Below are 19333 nucleotides of genomic sequence, written 5' to 3'. Positions count from 1 at the left end.
CAAGCCCCCGCGGCTGTGTCAAAATTATTGGCTGTTCCGCGTTCGGCGCCGCCATGCCCAGTCTCGACTCGCCACACCCGGGGCTCAGATCATGAGCCTGGATATCCTGCATCTGCACCAGGCCGACTGGCGGGCCGCCGTCGGCGCGGGCGATTTCCAGCGCGGCGTCGGCTATGCCGAACAGGGCCGCAGCCGCCTGCTCAGCCTCAAGGACCACACCCTGTTGGCCAGCTGCCGCGGTTCCGGCGCGCAGAGTTACCGCCAGCGCATCAGCCTGCACCCCCGCGGCCAGCACTGGGACGTCACCGGCCACTGCGACTGCCCGGTGGGCTTCAACTGCAAGCATGTGGTCGCCGCCCTGCTGACCCTGGAGCGCCAGCAACGCGCCGGCATCGACCTGAGCCCGCTGATCGTGCCGAGCAAGGACGCCGCCGAGCAGCGCCTCGAAGGCGTGGCGCCCCGGCCGGTGCTGACCCTGGGCAGCCACGTGCGGGTGCATTACGACGCGCGCAAGGGACGCATGCACGAGCAGACCCAGCACCGCGCGGCACTGGCCTTCGACTACCAGGGCCACCCGGCCTACGGCAAGGCCGCCAAGGATGTGCTGGTGCGCCAGAGCGCCAGCCTGAACCTGTGCATCGTCCGCGACGCCGCCGCCGAGGCCGCCCTGCGCCAGCGCCTGGAAGGCACCGGCCTGCAGGTCGCCCTGCGCCAGAGCGAAGCCCTGGCCGAGCACCCCGGCGAACACTTCGAGCTGGCCAGCGAGGCGGCCTGGCTGACCTTCGTCCAGCAGCAACTGCCACGGCTGCAGGCGGAAGGCTGGCAGGTGCGCATGCAACCGGACTTCCACTACGACCTGGCGCAAGTGGACGACTGGTACGCCGAGGTCGAGGATGCCCCCGAGCACGATTGGTTCGACCTGGAACTGGGCATCGAGGTCGAGGGGCAGCGCATCAGCCTGCTGCCGATCCTGCTGCAGGCGATCCGCCAGAAGCCCTGGCTGCTCACCGGCGAGGCCCTGGCCCAGCGCGCCGATGAGGAGCTGCTGCTGGTCAGCCTGCCCCACGGCAACCGGCGCATCGCCCTGCCCTTCGCCCGCCTCAAGCCGCTGCTGGCCACCCTGGGCGAACTGTTCTTCCGCGACCCCGACGAACTCGGCCCGCGCCTGCGCCTGGGCCGCGCCGACGCCGCGCGCCTGAGCGGCCTGGAGCAGGGCCCGGCGCTGAACTGGCAAGGCGGCGAACGCCTGCGCGGCTTCGCCCAGCGCCTGCAGGCGCTGCCGAACAGGCCCGCCAAGGCGCCGGCCGGCCTGCAGGCCAAGCTGCGCCCCTACCAGTTGCAGGGCCTGGCCTGGATGCAGGCGCTGGCCGAACTGGAGGTGGGCGGCGTGCTGGCCGACGACATGGGCCTGGGCAAGACCCTGCAGACCCTGGCGCATATCCTCGGCGAGAAGCAGGCCGGGCGCCTGCAGCGGCCGGCGCTGATCGTCATGCCCACCAGCCTGATCCCCAACTGGCAGGACGAAGCCGCGCGCTTCACCCCGCAACTCCGGGTGCTGGCCCTGCACGGGGCCAAGCGCCGGGCGCAGTTTCCGCTGATCGCCGAGCACGACCTGATCCTCACCACTTACGCCCTGCTGCCCCGCGACCTCAAGGTGCTGGCGGCGCAGCCCTACCGCCTGCTGATCCTCGACGAGGCGCAGAACATCAAGAACCCGCGCAGCAAGGCGGCCGTGGCCGCGGGCCAGCTGCAGGCGGCGCAGCGCCTGTGCCTGACCGGCACGCCGCTGGAAAACCACCTGGGCGAGCTGTGGTCGCTGTTCAACTGCCTGATGCCCGGCTGGCTCGGCGACAGCAAGGCCTTCACCCGCGACTACCGCACGCCCATCGAGAAGCAGGGCAACGGGCAACGCCTGGCCCACCTGCACGGGCGCATCAAGCCCTTCCTGCTGCGCCGCACCAAGGAGCAGGTGGCCCGCGAGCTGCCGCCCAAGACCGAGATCACCCACTGGGTCGAACTGAGCGACGCCCAGCGCGACCGCTACGAGACCCTGCGCCTGGCCATGGACAAGAAGGTGCGCGCCGAGATCGCCCGCCAGGGCCTGGCGCGCAGCCAGATCGTCATCCTCGAGGCGCTGCTGCGCCTGCGCCAGGCCTGTTGCGACCTGCGCCTGCTCGGCGAGGAAGGGGATACCGGCCTGCACAGCGGCGACTCGGGCAAGCTCAGCGCCCTGCTGGAGATGCTCGCGGAACTGGTCGAGGAAGGCCGGCGGGTGCTGCTGTTCTCCCAGTTCACCTCGATGCTCAGCCTGATCGAAACCGAGCTGCAGGCCCGGCGGATCGGCTACGCCAAGCTCACCGGCAGCACTCAGGACCGCCGCACCCCGGTGCAGCAGTTCCAGGCCGGGCAGTTCCCGGTGTTCCTGATCAGCCTCAAGGCCGGCGGCGCCGGCCTCAACCTGACCGCCGCCGACACGGTGATCCACTTCGACCCCTGGTGGAACCCGGCGGCCGAGGCCCAGGCCAGCGACCGCGCCTACCGCATCGGCCAGGACAAGCCGGTGTTCGTCTACAAGCTGATCGCCCGCGGCAGCGTCGAGGAGAAGATCCAGCAGCTGCAGCAGGCCAAGGCCAACCTGGCCCAGGGCGTGCTGGAGGGCGGCAGCCAGGCGCAGTGGCAGATGACCGAGGACGACCTGGCCGCCCTGTTCGCGCCGCTGGAGTGAGGCGGGCGAACGCTCACCCTCGAGCGCCCCGCCGAAGGGAACCCCACAGCAGGCGTGCGGATATTCCTCGTCCGACTCGCGGGCCCGCATGCCGCCCGCACATCATCTATCCAGAACATTGTCCCCGATCACATCCCCGGTCGCGTCTATCGCCTTGCTGGAAGGAAACTTGTAAGACGCGAACCTGACCGCCAAGACCGAAAGCGACAGAAAGAATATCCCGCCGCACAGGTAGAGCAGGCCGATATCCGGCGCCCTGTGGTGGGACACGTCACCGATCAGGTAGCGCGTCAAAGCGGTGATCGCGATGTACAGCAGGAAGCGGATGGGCAGATGGTTGGTCTTGAAATAGATGCCGACCATCGCCCCCAGCTCCAGGTAGATGAACAGCAGGAGGATGTCGTCGATGCTCGCCTGCCCCTTGTCGAACATCGCCATGAACGCCATCACCGAGGCCCAGGCGGTGGCCGCGCCGATGGCGAACAAGCCCAGGTAGTGAAACCCCTCGACCAACAGATTCCCGATGGAATTTGCCCCATCATGCATACGCTTGCGGCTGCTTACGGCCCACTTCATCCTCGATTACCTCAAATCAGTCCAGAAACTATGACAGCTGGGCTTGCCGGCCAGCAGGCTGCACGAAAACGCGTAATTGGGGCATTGCCCAGCAGGGCGCGTACCGCGAGGGCGGTGCACGACGACAGGCCCCGGTGACGCAGTCGTTCCGCCCAGTCGATCTTCACGCTGCGGCGCCTCGGTACGCCTTGCCCGCGATGATCGGCCACCCAGGTGACAATTGCCCCATGCAGCAACGGGGCCAGCCCCGCCGCCGCACGGGTCGGCTAACGCTAAGAGATACTACGTGGATGCAGCACAGCGCCTCTGCGGCGCATAGCCGCAGAGCACAAGAGGCGCGGCGCCCTTAGTAGGACGCCGCCTGGGGCGGAGTCACTCGCTGATGGCGCCGCATTGGGCGCTCGGCATGAGCTTGAGGAACTGCTTGGAGCTCATGTGCACCAGCCCCTCGTGGTCGCCGGACTCGAAGTACAGGTCTTCGACGTCCTTGAGCGACTCGTCGATGACGGTGTCCATCTCGAAGGCGCTGCCCACCGGCGGTATCGCACCGTTGGCGCAGTCGCTGAAGCGCGGGGTGAATTCGTTTTCCCGCGCCAGGCGCCAGTGGCGCTTGGTGAGCTTGCGCACCTTGTTGAGGTTGACCTGACGGGTCGCCGGGACCACCGCCATCAGCCAGTGGCCCTGGAAGTCGTCGAGGATCACCGACTTGGCCATCAGGTGCGGCGGCACGCCGGCACGCCGGGCCGCTTCGCGCGTGGTCATCGAGGGGTCGTGCTGGAGCATGTCGTAACGCGAGTGATGCTCCGACAGGTAGCTTTGCAAACGGTTGGCCATGGTCATGATGCACCTCCTGCCGTTGGCCTGAGGATCGACGCCGGCCCCATCGTCCCGATGAAACCCGCGAGTGCCGGCGCCCTGGCGACCGGCCCTGGCGCGCTGCGCCGGCAGCACGCCGTCGGGAGCCTCCCTGCCCCCGCCGCAGACCGGGCGCGAACCCGGCCTGCTCTATCAGTTTAGTGCATGGCCCTGTCGCCCCGCCGCCGCGGGGCTGGACGGTGGCCCTCCTAGCGGCGCAGCAGGTAGTGCACGCTGAACAGCTGGCACCGATCGGTCCACACCGCCTGCGCCTCGAAGCCGGCCCGGGCGGCCAGTGCGACGAAGCCGTCCAGGCTGTACTTGTAGGAGTTTTCCGTGTGCAGGGTCTCGCCGGCGGCGAAGGCGAAATGCGCGTCCTCGATGCGCACCAGCTGCGCCTCGGGGCTGCGCAGGTGCATTTCGATGCGCGACTCGGCCTCGTTGAAGAAGGCCTGGTGCTCGAAGCGGCCCGGATCGATGTCGCAGTCCAGCTCGCCGCGCAGGCGCTCCAACAGGTTGAGGTTGAAGGCCGCCGTCACCCCGGCCTGGTCGTTGTAGGCGGCCTCCAGTATCTCGGTGTCCTTGATCAGGTCCACGCCGATCAGCAGCCCGGCACCCGCCGGCAGCAGGCTGTGCAGGTTACCCAGGAAGGCCTGGGCCTCCTGCGGGTCGAAATTGCCGATGCTCGAGCCCGGAAAGAAGGCCAGGGGCTGCTCGCCCAGGGCGTCCTCGGGCAGGCTCATGGGCTGGCTGAAGTCGGCGCAGGCCGCATGCACCTCGAGCCAGGGATAGTCGGCGGCCAGGCGCCGGGCGCTGCTGAGCAGGAAGTCGCGGGAGATGTCGATGCCCAAATAGCTGCTCGGGTGCAGGGCCTCCAGCAGCAGGCGCACCTTGCGGCTGGCGCCGCTGCCCAGCTCCACCAGGTTGGCGTTGTGCCCGGCGATTTCGGCGATCTCGCCGGCCGCCCGGCGCAGGATCAGCTCCTCGGTGCGGGTGGGGTAATACTCCGGCTGGCGGCAGATCTGCTCGAACAGCTCGGAGCCGCGATGGTCGTAGAAGAATTTCGGCGAGATGGCCTTGGGCGTGCGGGCGAACCCCAGCAGGCTCTCCTCGCGCAGGGAGTCGCTGTGGGTCTGTGGATGCTGGTCGTGGAAGTGAATCGCCGTCGCCATGCTCATGCCCCCCTGACCAGGCGTAGCCCGGAAAACTGCCAGCGCATGGCCGGGTAGAAGAAGTTGCGGTAACTGCCGCGGATATGCGCTTGCGGGGTGGCACAGCAGCCGCCGCGCAGCACCATCTGCCCGCACATGAATTTGCCGTTGTATTCCCCCAGGCTGCCTTCCAGGGCGCGGAAGCCCGGGTAGGGGCGAAAGGCGCTGCCGGTCCACTCCCAGACATCGCCGAACAGCTGCGCCGGGCCGCTCTCCTGGGCCGCTACGGCCATCGGCTGCAGCCAGTCCTGCTCGAGGAAGTTGCCCGTCATCGGCTCGCTCTGGGCCGCCAACTCCCACTCGGCCTCGCTCGGCAGCCGCGCCTCGGCCCAGGCGGCGAAGGCCTCGGCCTCGTAGTAGCTCAGGTGGCACACCGGCGCCTGCGGGTCCAGCTCGCGCAGGCCGCCGAGGGTCATCTCCTGCCAGGCACCGTCGACCTGCCGCCAGTACAGCGGCGCCTGCCAGCCGGCCCGCTGCAGCAGGTCCCAGCCATCGGCCAGCCACCCGTCGCTGCGCCTGTAGCCGCCATCGGCGATGAAGGCGGCGTACTCGGCATTGCTCACCGGCCGGCTGGCCAACTGGAAGTCCTCGACGAACACCCGGTGGCGCGGCCGCTCGCAATCGAAGGCGAAGCCCGCGTCGCCATGGCCGATATGGCCGATACCGCCGGGATAGCGGTGCCAGCGCAGCGGCTCGGCCGAGCGCACAACCGCGGCGCGCAGGTCGCTGCGGTAGGCCGGCAGCAGCGGGTTCTGCGCGAGGATGTGCTTGATATCCATCAGCAGCAGCTCCTGGTGCTGCTGCTCGTGCTGCAGGCCCAGCTCCACACGGCGGGCGATTTCCGCCGCCTGCTCGGCCGGCGGCTGCGCCAACAGCCGGCCCATGGCCTCGTCGACATGGGTCCGGTAGCGGTACACCTCGGCCACGCTGGGCCGCGACAGCAGGCCGCGCTGGGCGCGGGGAAAGGGCGTGCCGTGGGTCTGGTAGTAGGAGTTGAACAGGTGGTCGTAGCGCTCGTCCAGCACCCGGTAGCCGGCCAGGTAGGGCCGCAGCAGGAAGGCCTCGAAGAACCAGCTGACATGGGCCAGGTGCCATTTCGGCGGACTCACGTCCGCCATGCTCTGGATGCCGTAGTCCTCCACCAGCAGAGGCTGGCAGAGCCGCTCGCTCTGGGCGCGCACCAAGCGGTAACGCTGGTGCAGAGACGCCTGCTCGGCCTCGAGGGCTGGCGCCGCCTGGGCTTGTCTGGTCATCGGCAGGCTCCTGGATGAAGGGGCGAGTCGCGCGCCGGCGGCGCCCGGCCGCCATCACACGACACCTCAAGCCTAGATGACGCCCGAGCCCCAGGGCCGCCAGCCGACGACCGACCGCCGCAACGCTCGGGCGATTGCGCGCAAACGCCTTTACCCACTCAAAGCAGGTACTAAAGTTCCATTTTCGCCGTTGCCACACGCGTACTCGGTCGAAGCGGCTACGACAACAGAACAAAAAAGATAAAGGAGAAACTCGGTGAAACGACTGCTTCGCATATTCATGGCGGCGGCCCTCTCGCTACCCGCCACCCTGCTCGCCCAGACGGACAATTACCTGATCGGTCGCGGCATCTACGACATCACCGGCCCGGCCGCCGAGGCCAGCCTGTTCGGCTATGGCTCGCTGGACCAGAGCGCCAGCGGCATCCACGACCGCCAATGGGCACGCGCCTTCATCGTCGCCGATCCGCAGAGCGGCAAGCGCGTGGTGTTCGTGGTGATCGACAGCGGCGCCACCTTCCAGGGCGTCGTCCAGGGGGTCGGCGCGGCGCTCAAGACCCGCTTCGGCAGCCTCTACGACGCGCGCAACTTGGTCATCAGCGCCACCCATACCCATTCGGCGGCCGGCGGCCATTCCCACTACGCGCTCTACAACATCACCACCAACGGCTATATCGAGCAGAACTACAAGGCTCAGGTCAACGGCATCGTCGCGGCCATCGAACGGGCCCACCAGGACCTGGCACCCGGGCGTATCCTGCTGGCCCGCGGCGAGCTGTGGAACGCCAGCGCCAACCGCTCGCAGCAGGCCTATTACGCCAACCGCGACGCCGCTCAGTATCCGGACATCGACCCGGAGATGACCGTGCTCAAGCTGGTCAGAAACGGCCAGCCGGTGGGCATGATCAGCTGGTTCGCCACCCATGGCGTGTCCCTGCCGCAGAGCAACACCCTGCTCTCCGGCGACAACAAGGGCTATGCCGCCTACCTGTTCGAGAAGCAGTTGATGGGCAGCGACTACGGCCCCGGCGCCTTCGTCGCCGCCTTCGCCCAGAGCAACAGCGGCGACATGACGCCCAACCTCAACCTCGACGGCAGCGGCCCGGGCCACACCCCCGAACAGAGCCTGCGACTCATCGGCCAGCGCCAATACGACCTGGCCCGTCAGCTATTCGAGCAGGCCAGCGAAGCGCTCAGCGGCCCGATCGACTTTCGCCACAAGTACTACGACATGAGTGCCCAGCAGGTGGCCGCCCCCTTCACCGAGGACGGCCAGAGCCATCGCACCTGCACCGCCGCCCTGGGCTACGGCTTCGGCGCCGGCACCGAGGATGGCCGCGGCATGGACTTCTTCAACGAGGGCCAGCTGCAAGGCAACCTGTTCTGGCAGGCGCTGACCGCCATGCTCACCGCCCCGACCGAGGCGCAGAAGGCCTGTCACGCTCCCCGCGGCCTGCTGCTGGCCCAGGGCAACTTCAAGCCCTATCCCTGGTCGCCGGAGGTGCTGCCGGTATCGATCCTCAAGATCGGCCAACTGGGCCTCTTGGCCGTGCCGGGCGAGTTCACCGTCATGGCCGGCCGCCGCCTGCGCAGCACGGTCGCCGCGGTGCCGGGCAGCGGCCTGCAGCACCTGGTGGTGGCCGGCTACAGCAACGCCTACGCCGGCTATGTGACCACGCAGGAGGAATACAGCCTGGGCCACTACGAAGGGGGCTCCACCCACTTCGGCCCCTGGACCCTGGCCGCCTACCGCCAGGCCCTGCACGAACAGGCCAGCAGCCTGGCCAGCGGCCAGCCGTTGATGTATGCCGGCGAGCCGCAACCCCGCGACCTCAAGGACAAGCAGCTGACCCTGCAGACCGGCGTAGTGCACGACCAGGCGCCGCTGTTCAAGCGCATCGGCGACGTGGTCAGCCAGCCCGCGCAGCGCTACAGCCGCGGGCAGGCCGCCAAGGCGGTGTTCTGGGCCGGCCACCCGAAGAACAACCTGCGCCCCCAGGGCAGCTTCCTCCAGGTGCAGCGCCTGGTTGGCAATCAGTGGCAGACCGTCGCCGGTGACAACGACTGGTCGACACGCTTCCGCTGGAAACGCGTCGACCCGATCTGGGGGACCTCTCAGGCGACCCTGGAATGGGACATCGACGCCAGCGTCCCGGCGGGCACCTATCGCCTGCGCCACAGCGGCACGCGCAAGGCGCCGCTGACCTTCAAGCTGCACGAGTACGGCGGCGCCAGCCGCAGCTTCGTGGTCGACTGAGCCATTGCCCGTGCCGCGCCAGCCGCGTGGCTCGGGCCTGTCCGGCGGCCCGGCGCGAGCGCTCCCCTGGCATTTTGCGACCACTGACCCATGCCCGGCGGCGGCGTAACAGGCACAATAGCGCCCCCGATTCCGCTCCGCCGAACCGCCATGCCCGAATTCACCACCGACCTGGACCTCGCCTGCGCCCGCCTGCGCGCCGGCCAACTGCTTGCCCTGCCCACCGAGACCGTCTACGGCCTGGCCGCCGATGCGCGCAATGCCGAGGCGGTGGCGCGGGTGTTCGCCCTCAAGGGCCGGCCCAGCAGCAATCCGCTGATCGTCCACCTGGCCGAGGCGAGCCAGGCCGCCGACTGGGCCGCGAGCATCGGGCCGGATGCCCAGCGCCTGATGGCACGCTTCTGGCCCGGCCCCCTGACCCTGGTGCTGCCCGCTGCCGATTGGGTGCCGCGCAGCATCACCGCCGGCCAGGACAGCGTGGCCCTGCGGGTGCCGGCCCATCCTCTGGCGCGCCGGCTGCTGGAGCGTTTCGCCGGCGCCCTGGTGGCGCCCTCGGCCAACCGCTACATGTCCATCAGCCCCACCTGCAGCGCCCACGTGGCCCAGCAGTTCGCCGAAACCGATCTGTTGATCCTCGAGGGTGGCGAATGCCGGGTGGGGCTGGAGTCGACCATCGTCAGCCTGCTGCCGGGCCAGGCGCCGCGGCTGCTGCGCGAAGGCATGCTGGCGGCCGGCGAGATCGAAGCGCTGCTCGGCCAGCCCCTGAACCGGGGCAGCGAGGGTGCCGTGCGGGCGCCCGGCCAGCATCACCGGCATTACGCCCCGGGCACCCCGAGCTGGCGCTTTCGCCAGCTGCCGCAAGAGGCCCTGGACGACCCCGCCTGCGGCTGGCTCTGGTGCGGCCAGGCACGGCCCAGCGCCGGCCCGGCCCTGGACCTGGGCGCGGACCCGGCCGACTATGCCCAGGGCCTGTATGCCGCGCTCTATCGCCTGGACGCGCTGGGCCTGCAGCGCCTGCTGATCCAGAGCCCACCGGCGGACGAGGCCTGGGCGGCGGTGAGCGACCGCCTGGCCCGGGCCAGCACCCCGCTCGACTGAGACGGCCGCATCAGGCCGGCCGCGCCGGGCACAGTTCGGCGCTCTCGGTGAGCACCCCGCCGGCCCGAGCGGAGTTGGCGACGTAACGCCCGCCCCTCAGGCATCGCCCAGGGCGTGCAGGGCGTCCGCCAGACGGCGCCGGACCCGCTCGGTCAAGGCCGCACCGGCCAGCTCCGGACGGCCGCAGGCGAACGGCGGCTGGGGGGCGTATTCGAGCTGCAGCTCGATGGCCCTGGCCTCCTCCTCCCCCCGCACCCGGGCCACGACCTGCAGGGCCAGGTCGATGCCCGCCGTGACGCCGCCGCCGGTGATGCGATTGCGGTCCACCACCACCCGGCCCTCGTCGATGCGGGCGCCGAAGGCCGGCAGATAGTCGCGATAGGCCCAGTGACTGGCCGCGCGATAGCCCCTGAGCAGGCCTGCCGCGCCCAGCAGCAACGAGCCGGAGCAGACGCTGGTGACCCAGCTGGCCTGGGCGCCCTGGCGCGCCAGCCAGCCGAGCACGGCGCCATCGTCCATCAGCCGCTGCTGCCCGGGCCCGCCCGGCACCAGCAGCATGTCCAGCGCGGGGCAGGAGGCGAAGGTGTCGCTGGGCAGCAGGCCGATGCCGGCATCGCTGGGCACCGGCTCGGTGTTCTTCCAGACGAAGTGCAGCGCGCTGTCGCTCATGGCCGCCAGCACCTGGGCGGGCCCGGTCAGGTCCAGTTGGGTGAGGTGGGGGTAGAGGAGGAATCCGATTCTGAAGGGCATGATCGCTGCTGGCTCCTGGGGCTGAGAACGCACCACGGCGCTCGGTGTCCCCATTGTTCTTGCGGGCCGCACTGGCATCAATGACAATAAATTGCCGATTCCTGCCAAACCCGGAGCGTCCCCGTGCCCCAGGCCACTGCCCTCCCCCCGCGCCGTCGAATTGCCCTGGTCGCCTTCCCCGGCGTGCAGCTACTGGACGTTGCCGGGCCGGCCGACGTGTTCGAGATGGCCAACAGCTTCCACCCCCATCCCCATCCCCTGTACGAGCTGCTCAGCGTGTCGGCCCGGGGCGGCAACACCGCCACGACCAGCGGCATCGACATCGCCACGGTCGCAGCGGACGAAGTGGTGGCCGACAGCCTGGACACCCTGATCCTCGCCGGCGGCAACCGCCAGGGCCTGAACGAGGCGATTCAGGATCGTACCCTGAGCGCCTGGGTACGCCGCGCGGCCGCTACGGCGCGGCGCTTCGGCTCGGTCTGCTCGGGGGCCTTCGCCCTCGCCGAATGGGGCCTGCTCGATGGCCTGCGGGCCACCACCCACTGGGCGGCGGCGGCCCAGCTGCAGCGCCGCTATCCGGACATCGAGGTGCAGGCCGACGCCATCTACGTGCGCAATGGCCGGGTCTGGACCGCCGGGGGCGTGACCTCGGGCATCGACATGTGCCTGGCGATGGTCGAGGAAGACCTCGGCCGGGCCGTCGCCGCGCGGGTGGCCAAGCAGCTGATCCTGCCGGTGCGCCGGTTGGGCAACCAGTCGCAGTTCTCCTCGCTTCTGGAGAGCCAGGCCGGGCGCTACGCGCAGCTGATCGACTGGCTGCGCCGGCACCTGCGCGAGCCGCTCCCGGTCGAGCGCCTGGCCGAGCAGGTGGGGGAATCGCCGCGCAGTTTCTACCGCCACTTCCAGGCCGAGACCGGCCAGAGTCCGGCGGCCTTCGTCGAGGCGCTGCGCCTGCAAGTCGCCCGCGAGCAGCTGGAGGCCGGCGCCTCGGTCAAGGCCGCGGCGCGGGCGGCCGGCTTCACCTCCGACGAGCAGCTGTCCCGGGTGTTCGCCCGCCGCTGCCACATGACCCCGCTGCAATACCGCGTGACGCAGCGCGGCTGACGCCGCGCCCGGGCGCTACAGGAGTGCGAGGCGCGCCGCGTCGAACTGCTCCGGCCAGTCGCGGCGGGTGAACACCTGGCCCTGCTCGCGCACCCGGCGCACCCCGTCCAGGTCCAGGTCGCAGAGCAGCCACTGGCTTTGCGCCGGGCACAGCTCGGCGCTCTCGGCGAGCACGCCGCCGGCCGGCAGGCCGTAGTCCGGCGGCAGGTAGAGGGCGGCGCGGCCGATGTTCTCGTCCAGCGCCGGCGACCAGGGCGCCAGGCCCACGGTGGGCGCTTGCAGCACGGCGATCTGGTTCTCCAGGGCGCGGGCCTGGGCGCCGATGCGCACCCGGTGGAAACCCGCCTCGGTGTCGGTGCAGCTGGGCGCCAGGATCAGGTCGGCGCCGGCCTCGGCCAGGCGCCGGGCGAGCAGGGGGAACTCGTTGTCGTAGCAGATCAAAATGCCCAGCTTGCCCAGGGCGGTGTCGAACACCCGCAGCCCCTCGCCGCCCTCGATCCGCCACTGCTCGCGCTCGAAGCGGGTCATGATCAGCTTGTCCTGGCTGCCCAGTTTGCCCTCGGGGCCGAACAGCCAGGCGCGGTTGCGGTAGCGACCGTCGGCGTCCAGCACCGGCAGCGAGCCGGGTTGCAGGTAGACGCCGAGGCGCCGCGCCAGGTCTTCGCACAGGTCCAGCCAGGCCGGCAGCAATGGCTGGATGCCGGCAATGGAACCCTGCAGCTCGCCACGCTGGGCGGCCGGCAGCTGGCCGCTGAGCACCAACCCGGCGTATTCGGGCAGCAGCAGCAGCTGGGCGCCCTGCCCCGCCGCGTCTTCGCACAGCGCGGTGAGGTGGGCGGCGTAGGCCTCCCAGCTCTCCAGCAGGTCGATGTGGTATTGGCAGGCGGCGACTCGGATCACGGCCGGATCTCCTTCAGCCAGAACGACAGGGGCTTGGCCGACTCCTGGCTTTCGTCCAGGTCCTGCCAGACGTACTCGGTGCGCAGCTCCGGATGATGCTGGTAGCCACGCCGCGCCCAGAACGCGTTCAGCGGCTGGTAATCGGCCGGCCGGCGGGGGTGATCGGCCGGCCGCTCGACCGCGCAGAAGGCGCACCAGTCGAAGCGCCCCAGGCGCCGGGCGAAGCCTTCGCGCTTGGCGAAGAAGCCCACGCCCAGGCCCTGGCCGCGGTACTCCGGGAGCAACAGCGACTCGCCGAAGTAGAAGATGCGCTGGGTGTCCCAGCCCTGCTCGAGGAAGGGCCGCTGGAACTCGGCGGTCTCGTCGGCCAGGGGCAGGCCGGTGGAGGCGCCGACCACCCGTTCATGATCGAGCACCAGCACGCACAGGCTGTCGGCCGATTGCGCGTAGGTGTTCAGGTAGTCGGCCTCGTAGGCCAGGGAACCGTCGTAGAGATAGGGAAACTCGCGAAATACGGCGATGCGCAGGCGGGCGAGGTCCTCGATGTAGGGCGCGATGGCGGCGCCATGCAGCAGGCGGATGTCCATGGTCAGGTCGTTCCGTCGCAGGGAGGTGACGCAGGCAGCTAAGCCGGCATGAGTGCCCGAAACTATCATGTCGACCCGTTTCTACTTTCCCCATTGCGACTGGAGCATTGCCATGACCGCTACCGAACTGGTGCAGGCCTACTACGCCGCCTTCAACGCCGGCGACATGCCCGCCTTCCTCGCCCTGCTCGACGACCAGGTGGTGCACGACATCAACCAGGGCGAGCGGCAGACCGGCAAGGTCGCCTTCGCCGCTTTCATGGACAAGATGAACCGCTGCTACCGCGAGCGCCTGAGCGACATCGTGGTGATGCAGAACGCCGACGGCAACCGCGCCGCCGCCGAGTTCGTGGTGCACGGCGAGTACCTGGCCGACGACGAGGGCCTGCCGCCCGCCCAGGGCCAGACCTACCTGCTGCCGGCCGGCGCCTTCTTCGAGATCGACGGCGGCAAGATCAAGCGCATCAGCAACTACTACAACCTCAACGACTGGATCGCCCAGGTCGCTTGAGCCGAGCGCCCAGTCTCTAGCCTCCCGCTATCTGCCGGCGCACGGCCCCTGGACGGCTGGCGGATTGCAGGGAAGGGTGGATGCCTCAGAGCGGCCCGCGCAGGCCGCGCAGATAACGGTACAGCTGGCGCGCCACGGACACCGGCAGGCGGGTGCTGCGGGTGCCACTCTGCAAGGCATGATCGATCTGCCGGCGCACCCGCCAGGCGGCGTAGACCGAAAAATCGCAGCGCGAATCGAGGTCGTAGGTCTGCACGGCCTGCCACAAGCCGAGGCTGCCCTCCTCGATCAACGCGGACAAGGGCAGGCCGCGGCCCTGGCAATCCGCCGAGAGCCGCGCCACCAGTTGCCGATGCAGCTCGGCCAGGGGCTCGCTGGCCTCCGGATCGCCTGCGCGGGCCTGGGTGATGAAGCGCCGCACATCCTGGGGCGTGTGCGTCGAGCTGTAGCCAATCGACTCGAGGTAACGCCCGATGGCTGCGGCGGCCGGTACGCTGGCCAGCGGGTCCGGATAGGCCCAGCAGCCACCCCGCGCCTCCAGCGCCTGGAGTTCGGCCCCGAGCTCGAACAGTCTGTCGTGCATGTTGACCACCCTGGGATCGCCACGAACAGTACCAGGCTAGACGAGCACAGCTGCCGTCCTGTTGATCCGCATCAAGATCGGCACTCCCTGCAGGCCCTGCGCCGACCAATGGTCGGCAGCCCAGGACCTGTACGCAAAGCGCCTGCACCCGGTGATGCCGCGCTCGACGACCTCCCGTACAGCGCCTAGGACGCGGCGCGCCCCGCCAACTGGATAGGCCCACCGCCCCGCTCGCGCCGCTGCGCCAGATAACGACTGCAACTGACGCGCAGGAAGGAGGCGAAGTTGACCACCTCGCCACGGTAGTCCATGACCTCCTCGTACAGCTTGCCGATCAGCTGGTTGGTGGTCATGCCGTCGACCTCGGCGATCTCCTGCAGGATGTCCCAGAACTGGTTCTCCAGGCGCAGGGTGGTCACCACCCCGCCGATGCGCAACGAGCGTGAGCGGGACTCGTAGAGAATCGGATCGGCTTTGACATAGAGCTCGCACATGGCCGCAGGCCTCCTCGGGGTCGGGCGGCCAGCTTACAGGCTGATCCTGGTGCCCAGCAGCCCCAGGAAGGCGGCCAGCCAGGCCGGATGCGCCGGCCAGGCCGGGGCAGTGACCAGGTTGCCCTGGACGTGGGCATGGTCCACGGCGATGTCCATGTAGCGACCGCCGGCCAGGCGCACCTCCGGCGCACAGGCCGGGTAGGCGCTGCACTCGCGCCCTTCGAGCACGCCGGCCGCGGCCAGCAGCTGGGCGCCGTGGCAGACCGCGGCGATCGGCTTGGCGTCCTTGGCGAAGGCCTGTACCAGCTCCAGCACCCGGGGGTTCAGGCGCAGGTATTCAGGGGCGCGACCGCCGGGAATCAGCAGGGCGTCGTAATGCTCGGCCTGCACCTCGGCGAAGTCGAAGTTCAGGGCGAAGTGATGCCCGGGCTTCTCGCTGTAGGTCTGCTCGCCTTCGAAGTCATGGATGGCCGTGCGCACCGATTGCCCCGCGGTCTTGTCCGGGCACACCGCATGCACGCAGTGACCGACCATCTGCAGGGCCTGGAACGGCACCATGACCTCGTAGTCTTCCACGTAGTCGCCGACGAGCATCAGAATCTTTTTCGCTGCCATGGGGTTCTCCTGAACAAGGTTACGGGCGAAAGGAGTATCCGCCGCCTAAGGAGTAGACAGGTAATAGCCCGGAACTACGCCCGCCTAGCGGCGGCGATCGAGCAGGTTCACCGCCAGGCGGTCCAGCCAGCCCCACAGGCGTTGCTGCACCCGCTGCCACCAGGGCTGGGCCCGCCAGGCGTCCAGGCTGATCTCCAGGCTGTCGGCGAAATCCGTGCGGAAGCTGGCCAGCACCGCCTCGGTCAGCTGGGGGTCGAGGGCCTCCAGGTTGGCATCGAGGTTGAAGCGCAGGTTCCAGTGGTCGAAGTTGCAGGAACCGACGCTGACCCAGTCGTCCACCAGCACCATCTTCAGGTGCAAAAAGCGCGGCTGGTATTCGAAGACCCGCACCCCGGCCTTGAGCAGCCTGGGGTAGTAACGCTCGCCGGCGAAGCGTACCGGTGGATGGTCGCTATGCCGGCCACTGGTCAGCAGGCATACCTCGACGCCCCGGGCGGCGGCCTTGCGCAGGGCGCGGCGGACCTTCCAGGTGGGCAGAAAGTAGGGCGTGGCCAGCCAGATGCGCCGCTCGGCGCCGCGCAGGGCGCGCACCAGGGCCTGCAGGATATCGCGGTGCTGGCGCGCATCGGCATAGGCCAGCCGCCCCCAGCCCGTGCCTTCGGAGGGCGACGAGGGCAGTCGCTTGACCGCCGAAAAGCCTCGGGGGCGCCAGGCCTGACGGGTAGCACAGGCCTGCCACTGGTGGGCGAACAGCTGCTGCCAGTCCGCGACCAGGGGGCCGGCGATCTCCACCATCACCTCGTGCCAGAGACTCGGCGCCACGCCGGGTTGCCAGAACTCGTCGGTCGAGCCGGTGCCGCCGACGAAGGCCAGGCGCTCATCGACCAGCAGCAGCTTGCGATGGTCGCGGTAGAAATTGCGCATGCCGTGTTTCCAGCGCAGCGGGTTGTACCAGCGCAGCTGCACCCCGGCCAGGCTCAGCCGGAGCCTGTCGGCCTGGCGCAGGCCCTGGGAACCGTAAGCATCGAACAGGCAACGCACCTCGACGCCGCGCTGCGCCGCCTTGCACAGCGCCAGCACCAAGGCGTCGCTGCAGGCGCCGCTCTCGATCAGGTACAGCTCCAGCTCGACCTGCCGCTCGGCGCCTTCGATCGCCGCGAGCATGCGCGGGAAGAAGGTCGAGCCGTCGCGCAACAGGACGAACCTGTTGCCGCTGCGCCAGGGGAAGATCGTCCCGGGCATCAGCAGGCGGTCAAGGGCGGTGGAGTGGAACGCCACGGGGCGTGCGGCTGGCGCATAGATCCTCGGCAGGAAGGCGACGCTGGCGCCACCATAGCCGCCCGCGCGTGCCCGAGCAAACCGCCGCGCCGGCCCAGGTCGCGGCCGGCACCCGGCGCGCGCTGCTAGGGCAGCGGCGCGGCCTGCGGCAGCAGGCGGCAGCCCTGCCTCGGCCCCAGCCATTGCGCGCTTTGCGTGCTGCCCAGGCCGCGGGCGGTCACCCGCCGCGCGGACGGCTCGTCGACCAAGGCGCTGAGCGGCAGGTACTGCTCGACATAGGCGGTGCAATACGCGGCCGGGTTGCCGACCACGTAGCGGCAGGAGCAGTACTCCTTGGCCGAATAGGCGCCGAGAATGGCGGGGAAGGCTTGCAGATCGGCACGGTTGTGCCAAGCCAGCAGGGCCAGCAGCGACGCGACCGGCAGCAGCACGCTACGCAGCGGGCGGCGGATCATGGCTGCGCCGCCTCGCCGAAGGCGGCGCGCACCCGCTTGAGCAACTGGTTATGGCGGTAGCTGCCGTCGCGATCGTCGGCGTAGCGCACCACCACCAGGCGCTCGCTGGGCAGCACATAGAGTGCCTGGCCCCAATGGCCGAGGGCGGCGAAGGTATCGCCCGGGGCATCCGGCCAGGGCCTGGGGGCGCCGGGCAGCTTGACGTTCAACCACCAGTGCCCGCCCGGCACCGCCTCGCCGGGCTGGTCGGGCTGCGGCCGGTAATGGGCAAACGGCGTGCGGTTGAATTCGACCCAGGTCGCCGGCAGCAGCTGGCGCTCGCGCCAGCGCCCGCCACGCTGCAGCAGCAGGCCGACGCGGGCCAGGTCGCGGGCGGTCATGTAGGCATAGGAGGAGCCGACGAAGGTGCCGGCGGCGTCGGTCTCCCACACCGCCGAACGGATGCCCAGGGGCTCGAACAGCGCGGTCCAGGGATAGTCGGCATAGGCCGCGGCACCGACCATGCCCTTGAGCGCGGCGGCCAGCACATTGCTGTCGCCGCTGGAGTAGCGGAAGCGCGACCCGGGCTCGGCCGCGCCTTCGTGAGCGGCGGCGAAGGCGGCCATGTCGGCGCGGCCACGGGTATAGAGCATGGCCACCACCGAGGACTTGAGCGGCGCATATTCGTAGTCCTCCTGCCAGTCCAGACCCGAGGCCCAGTTGAGCAGGTGGCCGACCTCGATCCGGGGATGCGCGGCGAAGGGCGGGTAGTATTGCGCCACCGGCGCCTCCAGTCGCAAACGCCCCTGGCCATAGGCGACCCCGAGCACGCTGGCCAGCAGGCTCTTGCTCACCGACCAGGTCAGGTGCGCGGTGTCGGCGTGGGTCGGCGCCGCATAGCGCTCGTAGACCAGGCGACCGTCACGGATCACCAGCAGGGCGTCGGTGCGCACCCCGCTGCGGCTGGCGTCGTCGCGCGGGGGGAAGGCGTAGGCGGTCAGCGCGTCGATGGCCGGGCCGGGCGTCACCTCGGCAACCGGCCATGCGCTGTCGGGCCAGACCTCGCCCAGGGCCGGGCCGGGCAGCAGGACTGCCGCCAGCAGCAGGAACAGCCGGCGCAACGGAACAACAGCCATGGGGCGGCCTCGGCAACGAACCAGGCAGCACCCTAGCACGGGTAGATGACAGCCTGACGGCGCCAGCCAGGGGCACGCCGCGGGTTCAGCCCAGGGCCGCCAGGGCCTTGCTCAGGCGCTTGCCGCGGGCGGTTTCGGCGATTTCCAGCAGGCCCTTGTCGCGCCGCCACATGCCCGCCCAATGCTCCGGCCCGGCGGCGCAGGCCTTGTCCAGCTCGGCGGCCATGGCGGCGAACTGGGCGAACAGCCCGCCCAGCAGCAGGTGGCTGGCGGCGCTGGTGAGGTTCTGCCGCGCCACCTCGGCACAGCCGGCCAGCAGACCGAGCAGGCGCAACTGCAAGTCCTGCGGCCAGTTCGATTCACGCCCCACGCCGTGCAGCCAGGCGCAGACGGCGGTCAGCACATGCAGGTCCTCGATGCTGCGGAACGGCTTGACGTAGTCGTCCCAGCCATCGCCGGCCAGGCGCTCGCAGTGCGCCGCCTCCAGGTGCAAGCGGGCATGGCCGATATCCGGCATCAGCGGCATGGCCCGCAGGGGCTCGACGCGCACCCCCGGCGCGCCGTTGCGCACGACGCCGAGGGCCAGGCGCGGCGCCTCGCCCTTGGCCTCTTCGCGGGCGGCGACCAGCAGCCAGTCGGCGGCATCGGCGGCGGTGACGAAATCCTTGCGCCCGCTCAGCGCCAGGCCGCTGAGACGGGTGCTCAGGTCCGCCGGGCGCAGGCTGTTGTTCTCGGTCACGCACAGCGCCCCCAGGGACCAGGGCGCCGAAGGCCAGAGCACACGCAGGGCGCCCTGGTAACCGGCGAGAAAGGCCAGACCGGGGGTGGCCGCCAGGCGGCCGCCGAGCAACGCCAGCTCGAACGACGTCGGTTTGACCAGACGCTCCAGCAGCGCCGCGTACCAATCGTCCAGGCTGGCGGCGGGCAGGCGCTCGTGGGGTTGCAGCAGGCGTTGCCAGGGCATGG

Annotated in this window: 19 protein-coding genes; 5 read left to right on the top strand and 14 right to left on the bottom strand. The window is 69.9% G+C overall.

Annotation, left to right across the window (positions count from 1 at the left end; all coding sequences use genetic code 11):
- Positions 1–91 precede the first annotated feature (91 nt).
- Positions 92–2725 (top strand): DEAD/DEAH box helicase, encoded by a 2634-nt coding sequence (locus ACSX1C_RS20705; protein ID WP_439887670.1) that lies wholly within the window; start codon positions 92–94, stop codon positions 2723–2725.
- 102 nt (positions 2726–2827) lie between these two features.
- Here ACSX1C_RS20705 and ACSX1C_RS20700 read toward each other — a convergent pair whose 3' ends face one another.
- The 4 genes from ACSX1C_RS20700 to egtB all read right to left on the bottom strand — a co-directional run bounded on the left by ACSX1C_RS20700 (position 2828) and on the right by egtB (position 6620).
- Positions 2828–3301: a phosphate-starvation-inducible protein PsiE gene (locus ACSX1C_RS20700; protein ID WP_439887669.1), complete on the bottom strand. Its 474-nt coding sequence runs from the start codon at positions 3299–3301 to the stop codon at positions 2828–2830.
- A gap of 372 nt (positions 3302–3673) precedes the next feature.
- Entirely contained in the window at positions 3674–4141 is a 468-nt protein-coding gene (locus tag ACSX1C_RS20695) for an aminoacyl-tRNA deacylase (protein ID WP_439887668.1), read from the bottom strand.
- Between the two features lie 224 nt (positions 4142–4365).
- Entirely contained in the window at positions 4366–5328 is a 963-nt protein-coding gene (egtD, locus tag ACSX1C_RS20690) for an L-histidine N(alpha)-methyltransferase (RefSeq protein ID WP_439887667.1), read from the bottom strand.
- A gap of 2 nt (positions 5329–5330) precedes the next feature.
- Positions 5331–6620, bottom strand: a complete 1290-nt coding sequence (gene egtB, locus ACSX1C_RS20685; protein ID WP_439887666.1) for an ergothioneine biosynthesis protein EgtB — start codon at positions 6618–6620, stop codon at positions 5331–5333.
- 256 nt (positions 6621–6876) lie between these two features.
- Between egtB and ACSX1C_RS20680 the strand changes: the two genes are divergently transcribed.
- A complete protein-coding gene (locus ACSX1C_RS20680; protein WP_439887665.1) occupies positions 6877–8877 on the top strand; it encodes a neutral/alkaline ceramidase in 2001 nt (666 codons plus the stop codon).
- Positions 8878–9027: 150 nt separating this feature from the next.
- Positions 9028–9975 carry an L-threonylcarbamoyladenylate synthase gene (locus tag ACSX1C_RS20675; RefSeq protein WP_439887664.1) on the top strand — a complete coding sequence of 316 codons (948 nt, stop codon included), beginning with the start codon at positions 9028–9030 and terminating at the stop codon, positions 9973–9975.
- 96 nt (positions 9976–10071) lie between these two features.
- Here ACSX1C_RS20675 and ACSX1C_RS20670 read toward each other — a convergent pair whose 3' ends face one another.
- Positions 10072–10725: a DJ-1/PfpI family protein gene (locus tag ACSX1C_RS20670; protein WP_439887663.1), complete on the bottom strand. Its 654-nt coding sequence runs from the start codon at positions 10723–10725 to the stop codon at positions 10072–10074.
- Positions 10726–10848: 123 nt separating this feature from the next.
- Between ACSX1C_RS20670 and ACSX1C_RS20665 the strand changes: the two genes are divergently transcribed.
- Positions 10849–11829 carry a GlxA family transcriptional regulator gene (locus tag ACSX1C_RS20665; RefSeq protein ID WP_439887662.1) on the top strand — a complete coding sequence of 327 codons (981 nt, stop codon included), beginning with the start codon at positions 10849–10851 and terminating at the stop codon, positions 11827–11829.
- A 15-nt stretch (positions 11830–11844) separates the two neighbouring features.
- On the opposite strand, the gene ACSX1C_RS20660 is transcribed toward ACSX1C_RS20665, so the two are convergent.
- Positions 11845–12729, bottom strand: coding sequence for a carbon-nitrogen hydrolase family protein (locus ACSX1C_RS20660; protein ID WP_439887661.1), 885 nt, complete (start codon positions 12727–12729; stop codon positions 11845–11847).
- Entirely contained in the window at positions 12726–13316 is a 591-nt protein-coding gene (locus tag ACSX1C_RS20655; protein ID WP_439887660.1) for a GNAT family N-acetyltransferase, read from the bottom strand. Before ACSX1C_RS20655 ends, ACSX1C_RS20660 begins: the two co-directional genes overlap by 4 nt.
- Before the next feature lie 112 nt (positions 13317–13428).
- On the opposite strand from ACSX1C_RS20655, the gene ACSX1C_RS20650 reads away from it, so the two are divergent.
- A complete protein-coding gene (locus ACSX1C_RS20650; RefSeq protein WP_439887659.1) occupies positions 13429–13827 on the top strand; it encodes a nuclear transport factor 2 family protein in 399 nt (132 codons plus the stop codon).
- Between the two features lie 85 nt (positions 13828–13912).
- On the opposite strand, the gene ACSX1C_RS20645 is transcribed toward ACSX1C_RS20650, so the two are convergent.
- The 7 genes from ACSX1C_RS20645 to ACSX1C_RS20615 form a co-directional block, all read right to left on the bottom strand.
- Entirely contained in the window at positions 13913–14410 is a 498-nt protein-coding gene (locus tag ACSX1C_RS20645) for a sigma factor (RefSeq protein ID WP_439887658.1), read from the bottom strand.
- 185 nt (positions 14411–14595) lie between these two features.
- Complete coding sequence (locus tag ACSX1C_RS20640; protein ID WP_318643124.1) at positions 14596–14904, bottom strand: ribbon-helix-helix domain-containing protein; 309 nt, start codon at positions 14902–14904, stop codon at positions 14596–14598.
- Positions 14905–14937: 33 nt separating this feature from the next.
- Positions 14938–15519 carry a DJ-1/PfpI family protein gene (locus ACSX1C_RS20635; protein ID WP_318643125.1) on the bottom strand — a complete coding sequence of 194 codons (582 nt, stop codon included), beginning with the start codon at positions 15517–15519 and terminating at the stop codon, positions 14938–14940.
- 84 nt (positions 15520–15603) lie between these two features.
- On the bottom strand, positions 15604–16761 hold the full coding sequence (locus tag ACSX1C_RS20630) for a phospholipase D-like domain-containing protein (RefSeq protein WP_439887657.1): 1158 nt from the start codon (positions 16759–16761) through the stop codon (positions 15604–15606).
- 161 nt (positions 16762–16922) lie between these two features.
- Entirely contained in the window at positions 16923–17252 is a 330-nt protein-coding gene (locus tag ACSX1C_RS20625) for an amidase (protein WP_439887656.1), read from the bottom strand.
- Positions 17249–18367 carry a serine hydrolase domain-containing protein gene (locus tag ACSX1C_RS20620; RefSeq protein WP_439887655.1) on the bottom strand — a complete coding sequence of 373 codons (1119 nt, stop codon included), beginning with the start codon at positions 18365–18367 and terminating at the stop codon, positions 17249–17251. Before ACSX1C_RS20620 ends, ACSX1C_RS20625 begins: the two co-directional genes overlap by 4 nt.
- A gap of 85 nt (positions 18368–18452) precedes the next feature.
- A complete protein-coding gene (locus ACSX1C_RS20615; RefSeq protein ID WP_439887654.1) occupies positions 18453–19331 on the bottom strand; it encodes an acyl-CoA dehydrogenase family protein in 879 nt (292 codons plus the stop codon).
- Between the last annotated feature and the right edge of the window lie 2 nt (positions 19332–19333).

This window comes from Pseudomonas sp. MBLB4123, assembly GCF_051904775.1.
Classification (GTDB): Bacteria; Pseudomonadota; Gammaproteobacteria; order Pseudomonadales; family Pseudomonadaceae; genus Aquipseudomonas; species Aquipseudomonas benzenivorans_B.
Note: the sequence above shows the minus strand (reverse complement) of the source record. Positions and strands in the feature narration are given on the sequence as shown.

What these genes read in the sequence shown, in the direction of transcription:
- ACSX1C_RS20705 (WP_439887670.1), top strand. Translation starts at nt 92, where the DNA reads ATGAGCCTGGATATCCTGCATCTGCACCAGGCCGACTGGCGGGCCGCC.
- ACSX1C_RS20700 (WP_439887669.1), bottom strand. Translation starts at nt 3,301, where the DNA reads ATGAAGTGGGCCGTAAGCAGCCGCAAGCGTATGCATGATGGGGCAAAT.
- ACSX1C_RS20695 (WP_439887668.1), bottom strand. Translation starts at nt 4,141, where the DNA reads ATGACCATGGCCAACCGTTTGCAAAGCTACCTGTCGGAGCATCACTCG.
- egtD (WP_439887667.1), bottom strand. Translation starts at nt 5,328, where the DNA reads ATGGCGACGGCGATTCACTTCCACGACCAGCATCCACAGACCCACAGC.
- egtB (WP_439887666.1), bottom strand. Translation starts at nt 6,620, where the DNA reads ATGACCAGACAAGCCCAGGCGGCGCCAGCCCTCGAGGCCGAGCAGGCG.
- ACSX1C_RS20675 (WP_439887664.1), top strand. Translation starts at nt 9,028, where the DNA reads ATGCCCGAATTCACCACCGACCTGGACCTCGCCTGCGCCCGCCTGCGC.
- ACSX1C_RS20670 (WP_439887663.1), bottom strand. Translation starts at nt 10,725, where the DNA reads ATGCCCTTCAGAATCGGATTCCTCCTCTACCCCCACCTCACCCAACTG.
- ACSX1C_RS20655 (WP_439887660.1), bottom strand. Translation starts at nt 13,316, where the DNA reads ATGGACATCCGCCTGCTGCATGGCGCCGCCATCGCGCCCTACATCGAG.
- ACSX1C_RS20650 (WP_439887659.1), top strand. Translation starts at nt 13,429, where the DNA reads ATGACCGCTACCGAACTGGTGCAGGCCTACTACGCCGCCTTCAACGCC.
- ACSX1C_RS20645 (WP_439887658.1), bottom strand. Translation starts at nt 14,410, where the DNA reads ATGCACGACAGACTGTTCGAGCTCGGGGCCGAACTCCAGGCGCTGGAG.
- ACSX1C_RS20640 (WP_318643124.1), bottom strand. Translation starts at nt 14,904, where the DNA reads ATGTGCGAGCTCTATGTCAAAGCCGATCCGATTCTCTACGAGTCCCGC.
- ACSX1C_RS20635 (WP_318643125.1), bottom strand. Translation starts at nt 15,519, where the DNA reads ATGGCAGCGAAAAAGATTCTGATGCTCGTCGGCGACTACGTGGAAGAC.
- ACSX1C_RS20630 (WP_439887657.1), bottom strand. Translation starts at nt 16,761, where the DNA reads ATGCCCGGGACGATCTTCCCCTGGCGCAGCGGCAACAGGTTCGTCCTG.
- ACSX1C_RS20625 (WP_439887656.1), bottom strand. Translation starts at nt 17,252, where the DNA reads ATGATCCGCCGCCCGCTGCGTAGCGTGCTGCTGCCGGTCGCGTCGCTG.
- ACSX1C_RS20620 (WP_439887655.1), bottom strand. Translation starts at nt 18,367, where the DNA reads ATGGCTGTTGTTCCGTTGCGCCGGCTGTTCCTGCTGCTGGCGGCAGTC.
- ACSX1C_RS20615 (WP_439887654.1), bottom strand. Translation starts at nt 19,331, where the DNA reads ATGCCCTGGCAACGCCTGCTGCAACCCCACGAGCGCCTGCCCGCCGCC.